The sequence below is a fragment of the Microbacterium sp. LWH11-1.2 genome, from assembly GCF_038397745.1.
GTDB lineage: Bacteria > Actinomycetota > Actinomycetes > Actinomycetales > Microbacteriaceae > Microbacterium.
The window spans coordinates 3,949,022-3,964,175 of record NZ_CP151636.1 but is presented as its reverse complement, the minus strand read 5'-3'; the positions used below and the strand labels follow the sequence as shown (position 1 = coordinate 3,964,175).

At 70.3% G+C, this 15,154-nt stretch carries 11 protein-coding genes; 6 read left to right on the top strand and 5 right to left on the bottom strand.

The annotated features are described in order from the left end of the window. Positions 1-37: 37 nt before the first annotated feature. The 3 genes from MRBLWH11_RS19355 to MRBLWH11_RS19345 all read right to left on the bottom strand — a co-directional run bounded on the left by MRBLWH11_RS19355 (position 38) and on the right by MRBLWH11_RS19345 (position 3,149). The gene (locus MRBLWH11_RS19355; protein WP_116634634.1) at positions 38-1,345 is read right to left on the bottom strand and encodes an extracellular solute-binding protein; all 1,308 of its coding nucleotides are present in this window, start codon (positions 1,343-1,345) and stop codon (positions 38-40) included. Between the two features lie 123 nt (positions 1,346-1,468). Beyond that, positions 1,469-2,479, bottom strand: a complete 1,011-nt coding sequence (locus MRBLWH11_RS19350; RefSeq protein WP_341946023.1) for a LacI family DNA-binding transcriptional regulator — start codon at positions 2,477-2,479, stop codon at positions 1,469-1,471. Positions 2,480-2,690: 211 nt separating this feature from the next. Next, the gene (locus MRBLWH11_RS19345; protein WP_116634636.1) at positions 2,691-3,149 is read right to left on the bottom strand and encodes a GNAT family N-acetyltransferase; all 459 of its coding nucleotides are present in this window, start codon (positions 3,147-3,149) and stop codon (positions 2,691-2,693) included. Between the two features lie 175 nt (positions 3,150-3,324). Here MRBLWH11_RS19345 and MRBLWH11_RS19340 point away from each other — a divergent pair, with 175 nt between their 5' ends. Further along, a complete protein-coding gene (locus MRBLWH11_RS19340; protein ID WP_341946022.1) occupies positions 3,325-5,544 on the top strand; it encodes an NADP-dependent isocitrate dehydrogenase in 2,220 nt (739 codons plus the stop codon). Between the two features lie 73 nt (positions 5,545-5,617). On the opposite strand, the gene MRBLWH11_RS19335 is transcribed toward MRBLWH11_RS19340, so the two are convergent. Then, entirely contained in the window at positions 5,618-7,105 is a 1,488-nt protein-coding gene (locus MRBLWH11_RS19335) for a L,D-transpeptidase (RefSeq protein WP_341946021.1), read from the bottom strand. Between the two features lie 95 nt (positions 7,106-7,200). Further along, positions 7,201-7,605, bottom strand: a complete 405-nt coding sequence (locus tag MRBLWH11_RS19330; RefSeq protein ID WP_341946020.1) for a RidA family protein — start codon at positions 7,603-7,605, stop codon at positions 7,201-7,203. Between the two features lie 25 nt (positions 7,606-7,630). Between MRBLWH11_RS19330 and MRBLWH11_RS19325 the strand changes: the two genes are divergently transcribed. The 5 genes from MRBLWH11_RS19325 to MRBLWH11_RS19305 all read left to right on the top strand — a co-directional run bounded on the left by MRBLWH11_RS19325 (position 7,631) and on the right by MRBLWH11_RS19305 (position 15,147). Further along, positions 7,631-8,845 (top strand): amino acid deaminase, encoded by a 1,215-nt coding sequence (locus tag MRBLWH11_RS19325; protein WP_341946019.1) that lies wholly within the window; start codon positions 7,631-7,633, stop codon positions 8,843-8,845. Then, positions 8,836-12,105 carry a family 20 glycosylhydrolase gene (locus tag MRBLWH11_RS19320; RefSeq protein ID WP_341946018.1) on the top strand — a complete coding sequence of 1,090 codons (3,270 nt, stop codon included), beginning with the start codon at positions 8,836-8,838 and terminating at the stop codon, positions 12,103-12,105. Before MRBLWH11_RS19325 ends, MRBLWH11_RS19320 begins: the two co-directional genes overlap by 10 nt. Before the next feature lie 79 nt (positions 12,106-12,184). After that, positions 12,185-13,372, top strand: coding sequence for an ROK family transcriptional regulator (locus tag MRBLWH11_RS19315; RefSeq protein WP_341946017.1), 1,188 nt, complete (start codon positions 12,185-12,187; stop codon positions 13,370-13,372). Positions 13,373-13,409: 37 nt separating this feature from the next. Continuing rightward, positions 13,410-14,375 (top strand): ROK family protein, encoded by a 966-nt coding sequence (locus MRBLWH11_RS19310; RefSeq protein WP_341946016.1) that lies wholly within the window; start codon positions 13,410-13,412, stop codon positions 14,373-14,375. Beyond that, complete coding sequence (locus MRBLWH11_RS19305) at positions 14,368-15,147, top strand: glucosamine-6-phosphate deaminase (RefSeq protein ID WP_116634642.1); 780 nt, start codon at positions 14,368-14,370, stop codon at positions 15,145-15,147. Before MRBLWH11_RS19310 ends, MRBLWH11_RS19305 begins: the two co-directional genes overlap by 8 nt. The last annotated feature ends 7 nt before the right edge of the window (positions 15,148-15,154 follow it).

Sequence of the window (15,154 nt, the reverse complement as noted above, 5' to 3'; positions counted from 1 at the left end):
GGGCGGCGATCCTGAGGATGCCGCCCCCGCGGACGGATCAACGGAATTCGGCGGTGCCTTCGTCGTACTGCTCACCGAGGTTGGTGTTCGTGGTCTTCACGTCCTGCACACCGGTGACCAGACCCTGGAGCTCCTGGACGATGACGTCGTAGAAGCCGGGGGCGGGCCAGTCCGGGTAGAACGACAGGCCGTCGGCGTCGAGCACGCCGTTGAACGTCTCGATGAGGGCCGCGCTCTTCTCGTCGGTGATGTCGGCGGTGTCCGCGGCCACGGGCAGACCGCCGTTGTTGCCGATGATCGCCTGGATCTCGGGCCGCATGGTGATGTCGATGAACTCGTAGGCGAGCTCCTTGTTGGCGGCGTTCTCGGGGACGACCCAGAGGTTGCCCGAGGAGCCCAGCGAGAGATCGGCGCCGGGGAAGGCGGTCATCGTCCAGTCGAAGCCCGTGGCCTCGGCCACGAAACGACCGAACCACCACGAGCCCGACACGAAGATGGGGGAGTTGCCGTTGATGAACGAGACGCCGGCGTCCTCGGCCTTGACCGAGGAGACGTCGGAGGCGATGTAGCCCTTGTCGACGTACTCCTTCAGGGTCTCGGTCGCGGCCGTGACCTCGGGTCCCTGCCAGTCGACCTCGCCGTCGTAGAGCTGGTAGGCGTCGACGAATCCGCGGTCGCCCTCGAGCAGCGCGAGCTGGTACCAGAGCTGTCCGAGGGGGTACTCGGCGCCGGCCTCCGCCAGCGGCGTGATGCCCTTCGCGACGAAGGCGTCGAGCACGTCGACGAACTCGTCGTAGGTCGTGGGGATCTCGAGTCCCGCCGCCGCGAACGCGTCCTGGTTGTAGTAGACGCCGACGAACTCGCCGTAGTTCGGCACACCGAACCAGGTGTCGCCGCCCATGACCCCGTCTTCGGAGTACTTCGCGGTCGTCTGCAGGGAGGGCGCGAGCTTCTCATCCCAGCCGTACTCGTCCACGGCATCCGAGATGTCGGCGATCAGGCCGGTCGACGCGAGGAACCCCGCCGTCGCGTTGCCCTTGTTGAACTCCATCAGGTCCGGTGCTGCGTCGGTGTCGAGCACCTGGCTGGCGGTCTTCTGGATCTGCTCGAAGGACTTCTCCTCGAACTCGACCTTCGCGCCGGTCTCCTCCTCGAAGATCTTGATGGCCTCGGCCCATGCCTTGCCCATCGCGCTGTCGGCTCCCTCGTAGTGCCACAGCTTGAGGGTCTTGCCATCACCGCCGTCGTCGCCGGAGCCGGCCGTGCAGCCGCTCAGGGCGATCCCCGTCGCGGTGAGCGCGGCCATCACGGCGAGCGCCTTCGTCCTGCGGATGTTGCGTGCCATCGTCGGCACTCCTTTCTCGGTGGCCCGTCGGGCCGGACACTTCTCTGGGTCGGGTCTTCAGTTGTGGGGGAGCATTCGTCGAAGCGTTTCGACAATGCGCAGGCAAGAGCGTCGGGTCGGATGTCAGCCCCGAGGGGCGACCGATCCGACGGAGCGGTATTCGGGTGGGAGGAGATGGATCCCCGGTCGCACGTCCGCCTCTTCCAGGCGGCGGACCGCGAGGTCGACGGCGAGCTCGCACGACTGCTGCGGCACGAGGGGGATGGTGTCGACCGGGACGGCGAGGGTCGTCGTGTCGAAGGAGGCGGCGGCGGAGATCACGGACACGTCGTGCCCGACACGCAGCCCGTGCTCGTCGAGGACGGTCAGCAGCGCCCCGTGCACATCGTCGACGGCGTGCACGATGAAGGCCCGGTCGCCGCGCGCGATCGCCGTCTCCGCGGCCGCTCGCACGGCGGCGATGTCGGTGGCCGCCGCGCCCGTGGTCACCCAGTCGAGAGCGACCCCGCGCTCGACGGCGCGATCCTGGACGCCATGGAGCAGCCGCCGCGGGAAGTTCGACTTCCGGTACGAGACCTCGGTCTGACCGAGGAGGGTGATGCGTGTGTGCTCGGCGTCCGCCAGACGATCGACGGCGAGGTGTCCGGCCGCCTCGAAGTCGAGGTCGACGCAGGTCAGGCCCTCGTGGTCGTCGGGGATCCCGATGAACACCGTGGGGGTGCGCACCGTCCGCGCGATCGCCGCGCGCTCATCGTCCGGCGCGACATCGAGCACGAGGATCGCGTCGACGAGGTTGCTGGCCGCCACGCGGTTCATGCCTTCGGAGGCCTGCTCGTCGGTCAGCAGGAGGATGTCGTATCCGCGCCGGCGTGCAGCCACGGCCGTCGCCAGCACGAAGGCCATGTGCGTCGGGGCGTGCGTGTCCGCGCGCAGGGGCTCGGTCAGCGCGAAGATGTGCGTACGCCTTCCGGCCAGCATCCGGGCTCCGGCATCCGGCTCGTAGCCGAGCGCACGTGCGGCTTCCTCGATGCGCACGCGGGTCTTCTCGGACACCGGACGCTTGCCGCTGAGCGCATAGGAGACCGTGCTGATCGACACTCCGGCGGCCTCGGCCACCTCGTGGATCGTCGTCATCGTGACTCCATCGTCGTCATGCGGAATGCTGTCGAAGCGTTTCGCTTATGCCTCTGGAGCGATGATACGCACGGCGATGAGAGGAGCGCAAGCTTTTTGTGGTTGCTCGCAACATATTCGTGACGATCGGCGTGGGAGCGGTCCCGCCGATGGTCGATGAAAGGCGACGGAGTCTCGATGGGGGAGGGGATTCGAGACCCCGCCGCCGGTCTCAGGGTGTGACGCGGATCTCGGCGATGATCTCGCCGTATGCCGTCTCGCCGACGGGCGTGAAGCCGACGCGGTGGAAGAAGTTCTCCGGTCCGCCGTCGCCCGCCTCGTAGATCACGTTCACGTGGTCGACCTCGCGGCGACGCGCTTCGTCGATGAGCGACTCGACCGCGAAGCGCCCGACGCCGCGACCCTGGTCGTCGGCGTCGACGTTGATGCGCCAGAGAACGGAGCGGAAATGCTCCTCCGGCGCCTCGTCGTCGAAGTTCGCGCTGACGAAGCCCACGACCTCGTCGCGATCGAGGATCACCCGCTGCCACGACGTCTGCGGGTTGATGACGGTGGCCGCGATCCCGTAGGAGACGGGGGCGAGGAACTGCTCCTGTCCGGGCTTGAGCGACAGGTTGTTCACGGCGACGATCGTCGCAGCGGAGAGTTCGACCATGCGCAGTTCGGACATGATCCCAGGCTAACCCCTCCCGCGCGGAGGAACACGTTTCGGAGGAACATTTCGCTCACGGCCGCAACGGGATCGGTTTCCGGATGCCGTGGCGAGGCGTGCGGCCCACGCGGCGAGAGCGGCTCAGGTATCTTGGTATCGAGACAAATAGACCCCGCGAACGGAGAACCTCCTGGTGACCGACGACGCCATCATCTACACCTACACCGACGAGGCGCCGGCCCTTGCCACCGCCTCCTTCCTGCCGATCATCCAGGCCTACACCGGCCAGGCGGGCATCGAGGTGGAGACCCGCGACATCTCGCTGGCCGGCCGCATCCTCGCCGCCTTCCCGCAGAAGCTCACCCCCGAGCAGCAGGTCGGCGACTCGCTCGCCGAGCTCGGCGGCCTCGCCACCCTGCCCGAGGCGAACATCATCAAGCTGCCGAACATCTCGGCGTCCATCCCGCAGCTGAAGGGCGCGATCGCCGAGCTCCAGCAGCAGGGGTACGACATCCCGGACTTCCCGGACGAGCCCTCCTCGCTGGAGGAGAAGGACGTGCGGGCGCGCTACGACCGCATCAAGGGCTCGGCGGTCAACCCGGTGCTCCGCGAGGGCAACAGCGACCGCCGCGCGCCGCTGGCGGTGAAGAACTACGCCAAGAAGCACCCGCACCGCAACAAGCCGTTCGCGGAGGGCTCGAAGACCTGCGTCGCGACGATGGGTCACGATGACTTCAAGAGCAACGAGCGCTCCTGGGTCGCCGCGCACGACGACGTCCTGAGCTTCCGCCACACGGCGGAGGACGGCACGGTCACCGTGCTCAAGGAGGGCCTGAAGGTCCTTCCGCGCGAGATCATCGACGCGACGTTCCTCTCGGCCGCCGACCTCGACGCGTTCCTCGACGAGACGCTGAAGACCGCGAAGGCCGACGGCATCCTGTACTCGGTGCACCTCAAGGCGACGATGATGAAGGTCAGCGACCCGATCATCTTCGGCCACGTCGTGCGGGCGTTCTTCACGGATGTGTTCGCGCAGTACGGCGAGCAGCTCGCCGCCGCGGGCCTCAGCGCCAACGACGGTCTCGGCTCGATCCTCACCGGCCTCGCGGACGTGTCAGGCGGCGACGAGATCGCCGCAGCGTTCGACAAGGCCATCGCCGAAGGCCCGGCCCTGTCGTACGTGAACTCCGACAAGGGGATCACGAACCTCCACGTGCCGAGCGACGTGATCGTCGATGCATCGATGCCCGCGCTCGTGCGCAACGGCGGCAAGCTCTGGGGCAAGGACGGCGGCGAGGCGGACACGCTCGCGGTCATCCCGGACTCCTCGTACGCGAGCGTCTACCAGGCCGTGCTCGACGACGTCATCGCGAACGGTCCGCTGGACCCCGCCACGATCGGCACCGTGCCGAACGTGGGCCTGATGGCGCAGGCTGCCGAGGAGTACGGCAGCCACGACAAGACGTTCGAGATCGCCTCGGACGGCATCGTCCAGGTCCTCGACGGCGAAGGCACCGTGCTGATCGAGCACCGGGTCGGCAAGGGCGACATCTGGCGCGCGACGCAGACCAAGCACATCCCGGTGATGGACTGGGTGCGGCTCGCCGTGTCACGCGCACGGGCGACCGGCGTGCCGGCCGTGTTCTGGCTCGACGCGAACCGTTCGCACGACGCTCAGATCATCGCGAAGGTGCACCAGGGCCTCGCGACGCTCGACACCAAGGGGCTGACGATCACGATCCTCGCGCCCGAGGAGGCCACGCGCTACACGCTCGCGCGCATGCGCCACGGTCTGGACACGATCTCGGTCACCGGCAACGTGCTGCGCGACTACCTGACCGACCTGTTCCCGATCCTCGAGGTGGGCACGAGCGCCAAGATGCTCTCGATCGTCCCGCTCCTCGCGGGTGGCGGTCTGTTCGAGACGGGTGCCGGCGGCTCGGCCCCGAAGCACGTGCAGCAGCTGGTGGAGGAGAACTACCTCCGGTGGGATTCCCTGGGCGAGTTCTTCGCGCTGGCGGCGTCGCTCGAGCACTTCGCGGACCGCACGGGCAACGAGAAGGCCCGTGTCCTCGCCGAGACGCTGGATGCCGCGACCGGCACCTTCCTCGAGGAGGACCGTTCCCCGGGCCGCGCTCTCGGCACGATCGACAACCGCGGCAGCCACTTCTACCTCAGCCTCTACTGGGCTCAGGAGCTGGCTGCGCAGACGAAGGATGCCGAACTCGCGGCGTCGTTCGCGCCGATCGCCGCGACCCTCGCGGAGAACGAGGCGACCATCGTGTCCGAGCTCAACGCCGTGCAGGGCAAGCCCGTCGAGATCGGCGGCTACTACCGCCCGGACGACGCGCTCGTCGAGGCGGTCATGCGTCCGTCGGCCACGCTGAACGGCATCGTCGACGCTCTGCGCTGACGAACACACGAAAGGGGCCGGATGCGAATCGCATCCGGCCCCTTTCGCGTGCGTCTCGCGAGGAGACGTCCGCTCAGTGGTGGACCGAGACCTCGAGGCCGACGGGCGCCCAGTCGTAGACGTACTTCGCGACCGAGATGGGCATGTTCACGCATCCGTGACTCATCTGGTTGCCGAAGTTGTTGTGCCAGTAGGCGCCGTGGAAGGCGATGTCCGGCGCGAACCAGGTGTTCCACGGGACATCCTTGGTGACGTAGTCCGTGCCGATCATGTCCTGGATCTCGGTGTGCGCGAACACGGTGAAGTTCCCGGTCGGGGTGGGAGTCGCGTCCAGACCGGAGGAGATCGCCCACGACTCCACGACGGCGCCGTTCTCATACAGCGTGGCGCGCTGCGCGCCGAGGTCGACGTCGATCCGCCGGAAGAGCGTGACGGTCTCGAAGGGGACCTCGGTGACCGAGAGTGCGAAGACGCCATCGCCGGCGGCGAGCTGCTGGGCGAACTTCTCCGCCACGTCGGAGGTGTCGCCGACCGTGCGGCCGGTGACACCGGCCTGCTCCTCACGGAGGACGTTGCCGCCCGAATCGACGATGCTCGTGGCGCTGACCGGTGCGCGGTCGACGACGAGCGCGAGGTAGTCGGAGGTCGAGCTGATCGCCTGTGCGTCGGCCTCGATGCGCAGCTGGCCGTTGTCATCCACGACCGTCATCCAGCTGGCGGCGGTGGCCGCGTCGATCGGCACGGTGCGCTCGGCGCCGACGTAGAAGCCGATGGTGGTGAGCAGCGTGTTCATCTTCGCGGCCATCGCGGCGGCGTCTTCGTCGGAGACGGCGGCCGGAGCCTCGGCCGGGCCTCCGGGGAACTCGAGAGTCTTGCTGCCACCGGCGACGGCGTCGACGAATGCGGCGTTGAGCTCGCCCACGTCGATGCCGGTTCCGGCCTCGGCCGGCGTGGTCACGTAGGAGGCGGTGGCCGCGTCGAAGGCGACGCCGGCGTCGACCGGGTCTTCGAAGCTGGTCGGCACGGCGGCGCGCAGCGCGCTCGTCGCCTGCTCGATGTCGAAGGAGATGTCGGCCGGGACCGGCTCGCCCATCCAGGCGCCGAGGTTCCACATCGGTGCCGTGGCGAACGCCTTGTCGGCGAGAGCCGTCGCGTCGACGGCGGCGCCGAGGTCGGCTCCGGTCAGCACGGTGCCCTCGCCGTCGCCCGTGAGGACGACCTCTGTCTCGGCGAGGTGGGCGTTGATCGCGTCGGCCGCGGCGCCCGGCGTCATCCAGCCGACGGGGATGCCGGCGACGGTCGTTCCCGGAGCGATGAGGACCATGGATGCGGCGCCCGCGCCGATGGCGACGACACCGAGGCCGAGACCGATCCAGAGCCCGAGGCGGCGCTTCTTCGGCGCCGGCTCCATCGGCGCCCAGGCGAGCGGCTGATCGCCGGTCGTGGGCGGCAGGGAATCGGTGGGTGCGCCGGTAGGTGCGATGACGGCCGTGGCCGCATCGTCGTCGCCATGCGCCTGTGCTGCGCCCGGTACTGAGATCACATCGGTCACGAACTTCACCCCCCGGTTCTCACGTGTCCTGATGCTCAATAGTACGTGATGGCAGGTAACGGGGAGGCAACGGTGTATGGGGGCTCGCTCGGCGGGCCCCCGGGTCAGGAGATGACGGCGAGTCCGTCGATCTCGACGAGCATCTCCTCGCGGGGCAGACCTGTGAACACGGTGGTGCGCGCGGGGAGCACGCCGCTCGTGGTGTGGGCGTTCACGAAGGCGCCGTACGCCTCGTTCATGAGGGGGAAGTCCTCGCGCGTGGTGAGGTAGACGCGCAGCATGACCACGTCGTCGAACGTGGCGCCCGATGCCTCGACGATCGCCTTGACGTTCTCGAGGGTGCGGGTCGTCTGCGCGGCGACGTCGCCGGGGAAGAGGTACTCGTTCGTCTCGGGGTGGACCGGGCCCTGGCCGGAGACCTGCACGATGGGGCCCTTCCGGACGCCCTGCGAGAAGGTGTGCGCGGGGGCGGGGGCAGCGTCGGTGGAAACTCGGGTCTTCGCGGTCATGGTTCCACCCTAGTAGCCTTGTTAGGTGCCTCTACAAATTCCGGATCCTGTTCTCGGCGCCTGGGCGAAGGGCTTCCCGGCCCGCGCATCCGGGCTGCGGCTGTCGGAGGTCGCGGACGCGGATCTGCGTCTCTCCGACCTGGTCACGCCGGTGCTCACGGTGCAGGAGAGCGCGCTCGCTCACAACGAGGACACCGTCTTCTCCTGGGCAAGGGCGCAGGGTCTCGTGCTCGCCCCCCACGGCAAGACGACGATGGCGCCCGCGCTGTGGCAGCGACTGCTCGACGCCGGCGCGTGGGGGATCTCCGTCGCGACGCCCTGGCAGGCCGAGGTCGCCGTCGACGCCGGCGTGCCGACCGTGTTGATCGCGAACACCGTGACGGATGCCGCGGCCGCGGCGCGGCTCGGCGAGCTCCTCGCGGCCGACGTGGGACTGCGCATCCTGTGCTGGGCCGACTCCGTCGCCGGGGTGGAGATCCTGGCGGGCGCGCTCGCGGATGCCGCCCGGCCGCTCGATGTCCTCGTCGAACTCGGCGGCGCCCACGGACGCACCGGCGCGCGCACCGTCGAGGAGGGGGAGCGGATCGCCGCGGCGATCTCCGGCGCCCCCGGACTGCGCCTCGCGGGCGTCGCCGGCTACGAGGGGCCGTTCGGCCCCGACCGCAGCGACGCATCGGTCGTGGCGGTCGACGGATATCTGCAGACGCTGATCGAGCTGCATGAGCGTCTCGCCTATCCCGACGGTCTCCGGCCAGTGCTCAGCGCCGGGGGCAGCTCCTTCCCCGACCGCGCCGCCGCGGTGCTGACGCAGAGCGAGGGAGCTGACGTGGTGCTGCGGTCGGGGGCGTTCCAGATCCATGACGACGGCTTCTACAGCCGGATGTCGCCGTTCGGACCGCTCACCGGCACGGCGCCGCTCCGGTCCGCGATGCATGCGTGGGCGCGGGTGGTCTCGCAGCCGGAGGAGAGCCTGGCTCTGCTCGACGCCGGGCGACGTGATGTGCCCTTCGATCTCGATCTCCCGGTGCCCCAGTCGGTGGACGGCGAGATCACGGCGCTCAACGACCAGCACGCCTTCCTCCGTCTCTCCGACGGAGCGACGGTCGACGTCGGGGACGTGGTGCGGCTCGGTCTCTCGCATCCGTGCACGGCCTTCGACAAGTGGAAGGTGGTCGCCGTCATCGACGACCCCGACGCCGCGGACCCCCGGGTGATCGGAGCGGTCGCGACATGCTTCTGAGTGCGGAGAAGGCGGCAGCAGGCCGCGTGCGGGTGTATCGCGGAGCGACCGTCGTCGACGGCACCGGCTCGCGGCGGTACACGGCCGACGTCGCGGTCGAGGGCGCCAGGATCGTCGCGATCGTGAAGGGCACGGATGCCCCGTCGCTCGACCTCGAACTGCCGGAGGGCGCGATCGAGGTCGACGCGACCGGGCTCGTCCTCGCGCCGGGCTTCATCGACATGCACGCGCACAGCGACCTCGCGGTCCTCACCGGCGTCGCGCACGACGCCAAGATCCGCCAGGGTGTGACGACCGAGGTGCTCGGTCAGGACGGCCTCGGATACGCGCCGCTGGACGAGGCCACGGCATCCGTCATCCCCGCGCAGATCGCCGGCTGGAACGGGACGCCCGCCACCGCGCCCTGGCGCACGATGGACGACCTGCTCGCGGCGATCGACACCGCGACGGTCGGGAACGCCGCTGTGCTCGTGCCGCAGGGGAACCTCCGCATGATGGTCGTCGGACACGCGAACCGTCGCGCCACGTCGGACGAGGTCTCGACCATGTCGGCGATGCTCGGCCAGGCGCTGGACGCCGGTGCCTTCGGGATGTCGAGCGGCCTCACGTACACGCCCGGCATGTATGCGGACACCGACGAGCTCGAGGCACTGTGCCGTGTGGTCGCCGAGCGTGGCGGCTACTGGGCCCCGCACACGCGCAGCTACGGCGCGGGAGCGCTCGACGCCTACCGCGAGGCGCTCGACATCGGCCGGCGCACGGGCTGCCCGATCCACCTGACCCACGCGACGATGAACTTCGCCCCGAACCGCGGGCGTGCCGACGAGCTGCTCTCCCTGGTCGACGCGGCGATCGCCGACGGCGTCGACGTGACGCTTGACACCTACCCCTACCTCCCCGGCGCCACGACACTGGCCGCTCTGCTGCCCAGCAGGCTCGCCGCGACGGGCGACCTGCTCGGAGCGATCGCGGCGCTCGACGCGGCCGGCAGGGAAGCCGTGCGGGTGGAGCTCGAGGAGATCGGCTGCGACGGCTTCCACGGCGAGAAGGCCGACTGGTCGGCGATCCAGATCTCAGGCGCGGCCGATCCGGCCCTCGCGGAGCTGGTCGGTCGCACGGTCGCCGAGATCGCCGCGACGACGGGCCGTCGAGCGGTCGACGTCGTGCTCGACACGATCACCGCGGATGCCGGCGCCACCGGCATCCTGATGCACATCGGCGACGAGGAGAACGTCCGCGCCATCATGCGGCATCCGCGTCACACCGGCGGCAGCGACGGGATCCTGATCGGCGCCCGCCCGCACCCGCGCGGGCGGGGGACCTTCCCCCGCTACCTCGGGCACTACGTGCGCGAGCTCGGCGTCCTCACCCTCGAGGAGGCGGTGCGGCATCTGGCAGGCACCCCGGCCGCACGGCTGGGCCTGGACCGCGGCGACGCGTCACGCGGCATCATCCGCGAGGGGGCGATCGCCGACCTCGTGCTGTTCGACCCGCAGACGGTCGCCGCCGGCGCGACCTTCGAGCGGCCGCTCGAGGCGCCGATCGGCATCCTGGAGGTGCTCATCGGCGGTGTCCCCGTGCTGTCGGACGGGCAGGTCACGGGCGCGACGCCGGGGCGAGCGCTGCGGATGCCGCCGCCCGCGCATCGTGCGACGGTTCCGCGCATCGACTCCCGCATCGATCCGGCCGCTCCCGTGTTCTCCTGGGGGCCGGCGACGCCGATCGTCGCGGAGCAGGGACTGTCCGCATCCGTCGCCCGGCTGGGCGGGGGAGCAGCCGTCGAGGACGCGCCGCCGATCCGGCTCGTGATCGACGAGGGCATCGCCGCCGAGGTCGTGGAGGGCACGCGGATCGGCGAGGAGGCGTTCCGCCTGACCATCGCCGCCGACGGCGTCGAGATCCGGGGAGCGAGCGCGGCGGGCGTCTTCCGGGGCGCCACGACCCTGCGACAGCTGCGCGACCCGGACGCCGCGTCGGCGACGCTGCCCGCGGGCGTGTGGCAGGGGGCGCCCGCGTACGGCTGGCGCGGGGTGATGCTCGACGTGGCACGTCACTTCCGCCCGGTCGACGAGGTGCGACGCCTCATCGACCTCCTCGCGGACCACCACCTGAACGTGCTCCATCTGCACCTCACCGACGATCAGGGCTGGCGCTTCGAGGTTCCCGGCTACCCGCGGCTCACCGAGGTCGGCTCCCGCCGATCGTCGACGCAGCGGGGACACGGTCCGCTCGCGACCGTCGAACCCGGCATCCACGAGGGGTTCTACACGACCGCCCAGCTGCGTGAGCTCGTCGCCTACGCGGCCGAGCGCTTCGTGACGCTCGTGCCGGAGGTCGAGCTGCCCGGCCACATCCAGGCCGGCCTCGCGGCGTATCCCGAGCTGGGCAACACCGATGTCGGCGAACCGGTCACGGCGCCCTGGGAGCGCTTCGGCGTCAATCCGCGCACGCTCGCCCCGACCGAGGCGTCACTGGCGTTCGGCCGTGCGGCGATCGACGCACTGTGCGAGGCGTTCGACGCCGAATGGATCGGCATCGGCGGCGACGAGGTGCCCGTCACCGAGTGGGCGCAGAGCGCCGCGGCCGCCGAACGGATGCGCGAGCTCGGCCTCGCCACGCCCCACGACGTGCAGCCGTGGTTCACGGCCCAGTTCGTCGCACATGTCCGCAGCCGCGGGCGCACCGCGCTGGCGTGGGACGAGGTGCTCGAGGGGGAGGTCCCCGAGGGCGTCCGCATCCTCGCCTGGCGGGGTCCTGTCGCGATGCGGGAGGCGCTCGCGCGCGGCATCCCGGTCGTGGCGTGCCCCGACCTAGAGGTGTACCTGGACTACCCCCAGTCGGAGTCGGCGGAGGAGCCCATCCGCGTCGGACCGCCGCTGAGCATCGAGCGCGCCTACACCCTGCGCATCGAGGACGGTGCGGTCGGCGGTCAGGCGAACGTGTGGAGCGAGCATCTGCCCACTCCCGACCGCGTCGACTTCGCGATGTTCCCGCGGCTCGCGGCGATCGCCGAACGCCTCTGGGCGGGTGGGGAACCGGAGCCCTATGCTGACTTCGGACGCCGCCTGACGACGCACCTGCGCCGTCTGCAGGCCTCCGGGGTGCGGTACCGGCCCCTGGACGGTCCTGCGCCGGACCAGAGGCGCCCCGGAGTGCCGGGCAAGCCGCTCACGGTCGAGGCGCGGGAGGCGATCGTCGCGGGGCTGGTCGCCCGCCTCGTGGAGCTCTCGGATTCCCGCCCTGTCCTGCCTCGAAAGTAATGTAACGTTTCGGTAACCCTCGCCGCCCGCCTCGCGGCAGAGGTTGCACAAATTTTGTTCGTAAGGTCTACTAACAAACATGTCCGTTTCGGATGAACAGCGTGCCGCATCGCCGTCGGAGTACGGCGGTGCGAATGCGCACGCCTTCGGCCCCGGCCGGCACCTTCGCTCCCGGTCCAAGGTGCTGCCCGAGCACGCGCGCGGGCACAACCGTGCGCTCGTCCTGCAGACGCTCTACCACGCCGGAGCGATGAGCCGCGCCGACCTCTCGCGTGAGACAGGACTGACCCGGGTCACCATCTCCGACCTGGTCGCCGAGTTCATCGCCGACGGGATCGTCATCGAGATGGGTGTGCGCGAGGCCGTCGGCCCCGGCAAGCCTCCGATCCTGATCGACATCGACCGCATCGGGCACCAGATCCTCGGTCTCGACCTGTCCGGTCCGACCGCATTCGAGGGGGCCGTGCTCAGCCTCGACGGGGATGTCCTCGAGCGACGCGAGGTCGCCCGCCCGGAATCCCCGGACGGGGACGCCGTGTACGCGGCGACGCTCGAGCTCGCGCGCACCCTCGTCGCCGCATCGACGCAGCCGCTGCTGGGCGTCGGCATCGGCACGCCCGGTGTCGTCCGCCCCGACGGCGTCGTGCTCAGCTCGCCGAACCTCGGATGGTCGAACTTCCCGCTCGAGGCCAAGCTCAGCATCGATCTCGACCTGCCGGTGCTCGCCCGCAACGACGCCAACGCGGCCGTGCTCGCCGAGTACACGTTCGGCGACGCCAAGGCCGACTTCATGCTGATCAAGCTTGGGCGCGGTGTGGGTGCCGGCCTCATCACGGGCAGCCAGCCCCTCCTCGGCAGCCGATTCGCCGCGGGGGAGATCGGGCACGTCGTCGTCGGGACCGACGGCGGTCCGCGCTGCGCCTGCGGCAAGGACGGCTGCCTCGAAGCGTGGCTCAGCGTCAGCCGCATGCGCGAGGCGCTCGCGGCCGACCCCGCCGCGCGCGACGAGATCCTCCGCGATTCGGGAACGCGCATGGCGATCGCCATCGCCCCGATCGTCGCGGCCCTCGACCTGTCCGAGGTCGTGCTCTCTGGCCCCGCCGATCTGCTCGACGGGATCCTCATCGACGCCGCCATCGAGACCCTGCACGCGCGCACGCTCGAGGGCGTCTTCGAAGACGTCGTGGTGCGCCGCACGCATCAGGACGACATCGTGCTGCGCGGGACCGCGGTGATGGTGCTCTCCGGACAGCTGGGAGTGTCGTGACCCCCGCCGCCCGCACGACAGACACAAGCGCCATCCGATGACCGGGGCACAGAACGCCGACCGGGCAGGTCGGCAGATTCGAGTGGGCCTGGACGTCGGCGGGACGAAGATCGACGCGGTCGCCGTCGACGGCTCTGGTGACATCCTCGGCCGCATCCGCCGTTCGACCGGCTGGGGCGATGACGCGGTGGTCGAGAGCATCGTCATGGCCGTCACCGCGCTCGCCGACGAGACGGGCTTCCCCGTCGCGGACATCGGGTCCGTGGGCATCGGCATCCCCGGCCTCGTGGACGTGGCGCAGGGGCGCGTCGACCATGCGGTCAACCTCGGCGTCGAATCGCTCGATCTCGCCGCGCGTGCCGAGCAGGTGCTCGGCATCCCCTTCCGTGTCGAGAACGACGTCAAGGCCGCCGCCCTCGGGGCTGCCGTCCTCAGCGGCGTCGCCGGCTCCATGGCCTACCTCAACCTCGGGACGGGCGTCGCGGCGGGCATCGTGATCGACGGACGCATCTGGCGCGGTTCGCGCGGCACGGCGGGCGAGGTCGGACACATCTCGGTCGACCCGCACGGCCGCCTGTGCGGATGCGGACAGTTCGGCTGCATCGAGACGTTCTGCGGGGGAGGTGCCCTCGCGAAGGCGTGGGGGCGCCCCGGCGCACTCCCGATCAGGGACATCTTCGATGCGGCGGACGCCGGAGACGCCGACGCGTCGGCGCTCCGCGACGACCTGTACCACGGCGCCGCCGCCGCCGTCCGCGTCCTCGTGCTGTCCGCCGACGTCGAGACGGTGGTCATCGGCGGTGGACTCACGGCGCTCGGAGCGCGGCTCGAGGACGGCATCCGCGCCGCACTGCACGCCGGCGCCGAGGCGTCACCGTTCATGCGGTCGCTGCGCCTGGATGAGAGAATCGAACTGCTCTCCGCGGGTTCTCCCGCGGCTGCCTTCGGCGCCGCTCTGGTCGGCGCCTCCGTCCCCGAGAAGGAGATCGTCCCCCATGGCTGAGGTCGTCATCGTCGAGAACGCGGCAGCCGCCGGCGCGCTGGTCGCCACCGAGATCGTCGAGCTCATCGAGCGCCGCCCCGACGCGGTGCTGGGTCTCGCCACGGGGTCCACCCCGCTGCCCGTCTACCTCGCGCTGCGCACGCAGCTCGCCGGTCACGATGTCTCGCAGGTCCGCGGCTTCGCGCTGGACGAGTACGTCGGCATCGACCCCGCGCACCCCGAGAGCTACCGTTCGGTGATCACGCGCGAGGTGGTCGAGCCGCTCGGCCTGGATCCGCAGCGCATCCACGTGCCCAACGGCGCCGAGGCGACGATCCAGCACGCCGGTGACGACTACGAGGCCGCGATCGCCGCAGCAGGAGGGGTGGACCTGCAGATCCTCGGGATCGGCACCGACGGGCACATCGGCTTCAACGAGCCCGGATCCTCCTTCGCCTCGCAGACCCGTGTGAAGACGCTCACGGAGCAGACCCGCGAGGACAACGCGCGCTTCTTCGACTCCATCGACGACGTGCCGCGGCACTGCATCACGCAGGGACTCGGAACCATCCTGAAGGCGCGCCACCTCGTGCTCCTCGCGTTCGGAGAGGGCAAGGCGCAGGCGGTCGCCGACGCGGTCGAGGGGCCTCTCACGGCCTTCCTCCCCGGCTCTGCGATCCAGCTGCACCCGCACGCCACGGTGGTCGTCGATGAGGCGGCGGCATCCCGCCTCCGTCTCGCCGACTACTACCGGTACACGTTCGCCAACAAGCCCGCCTGGCAGGGCATCTAGCGGGAGC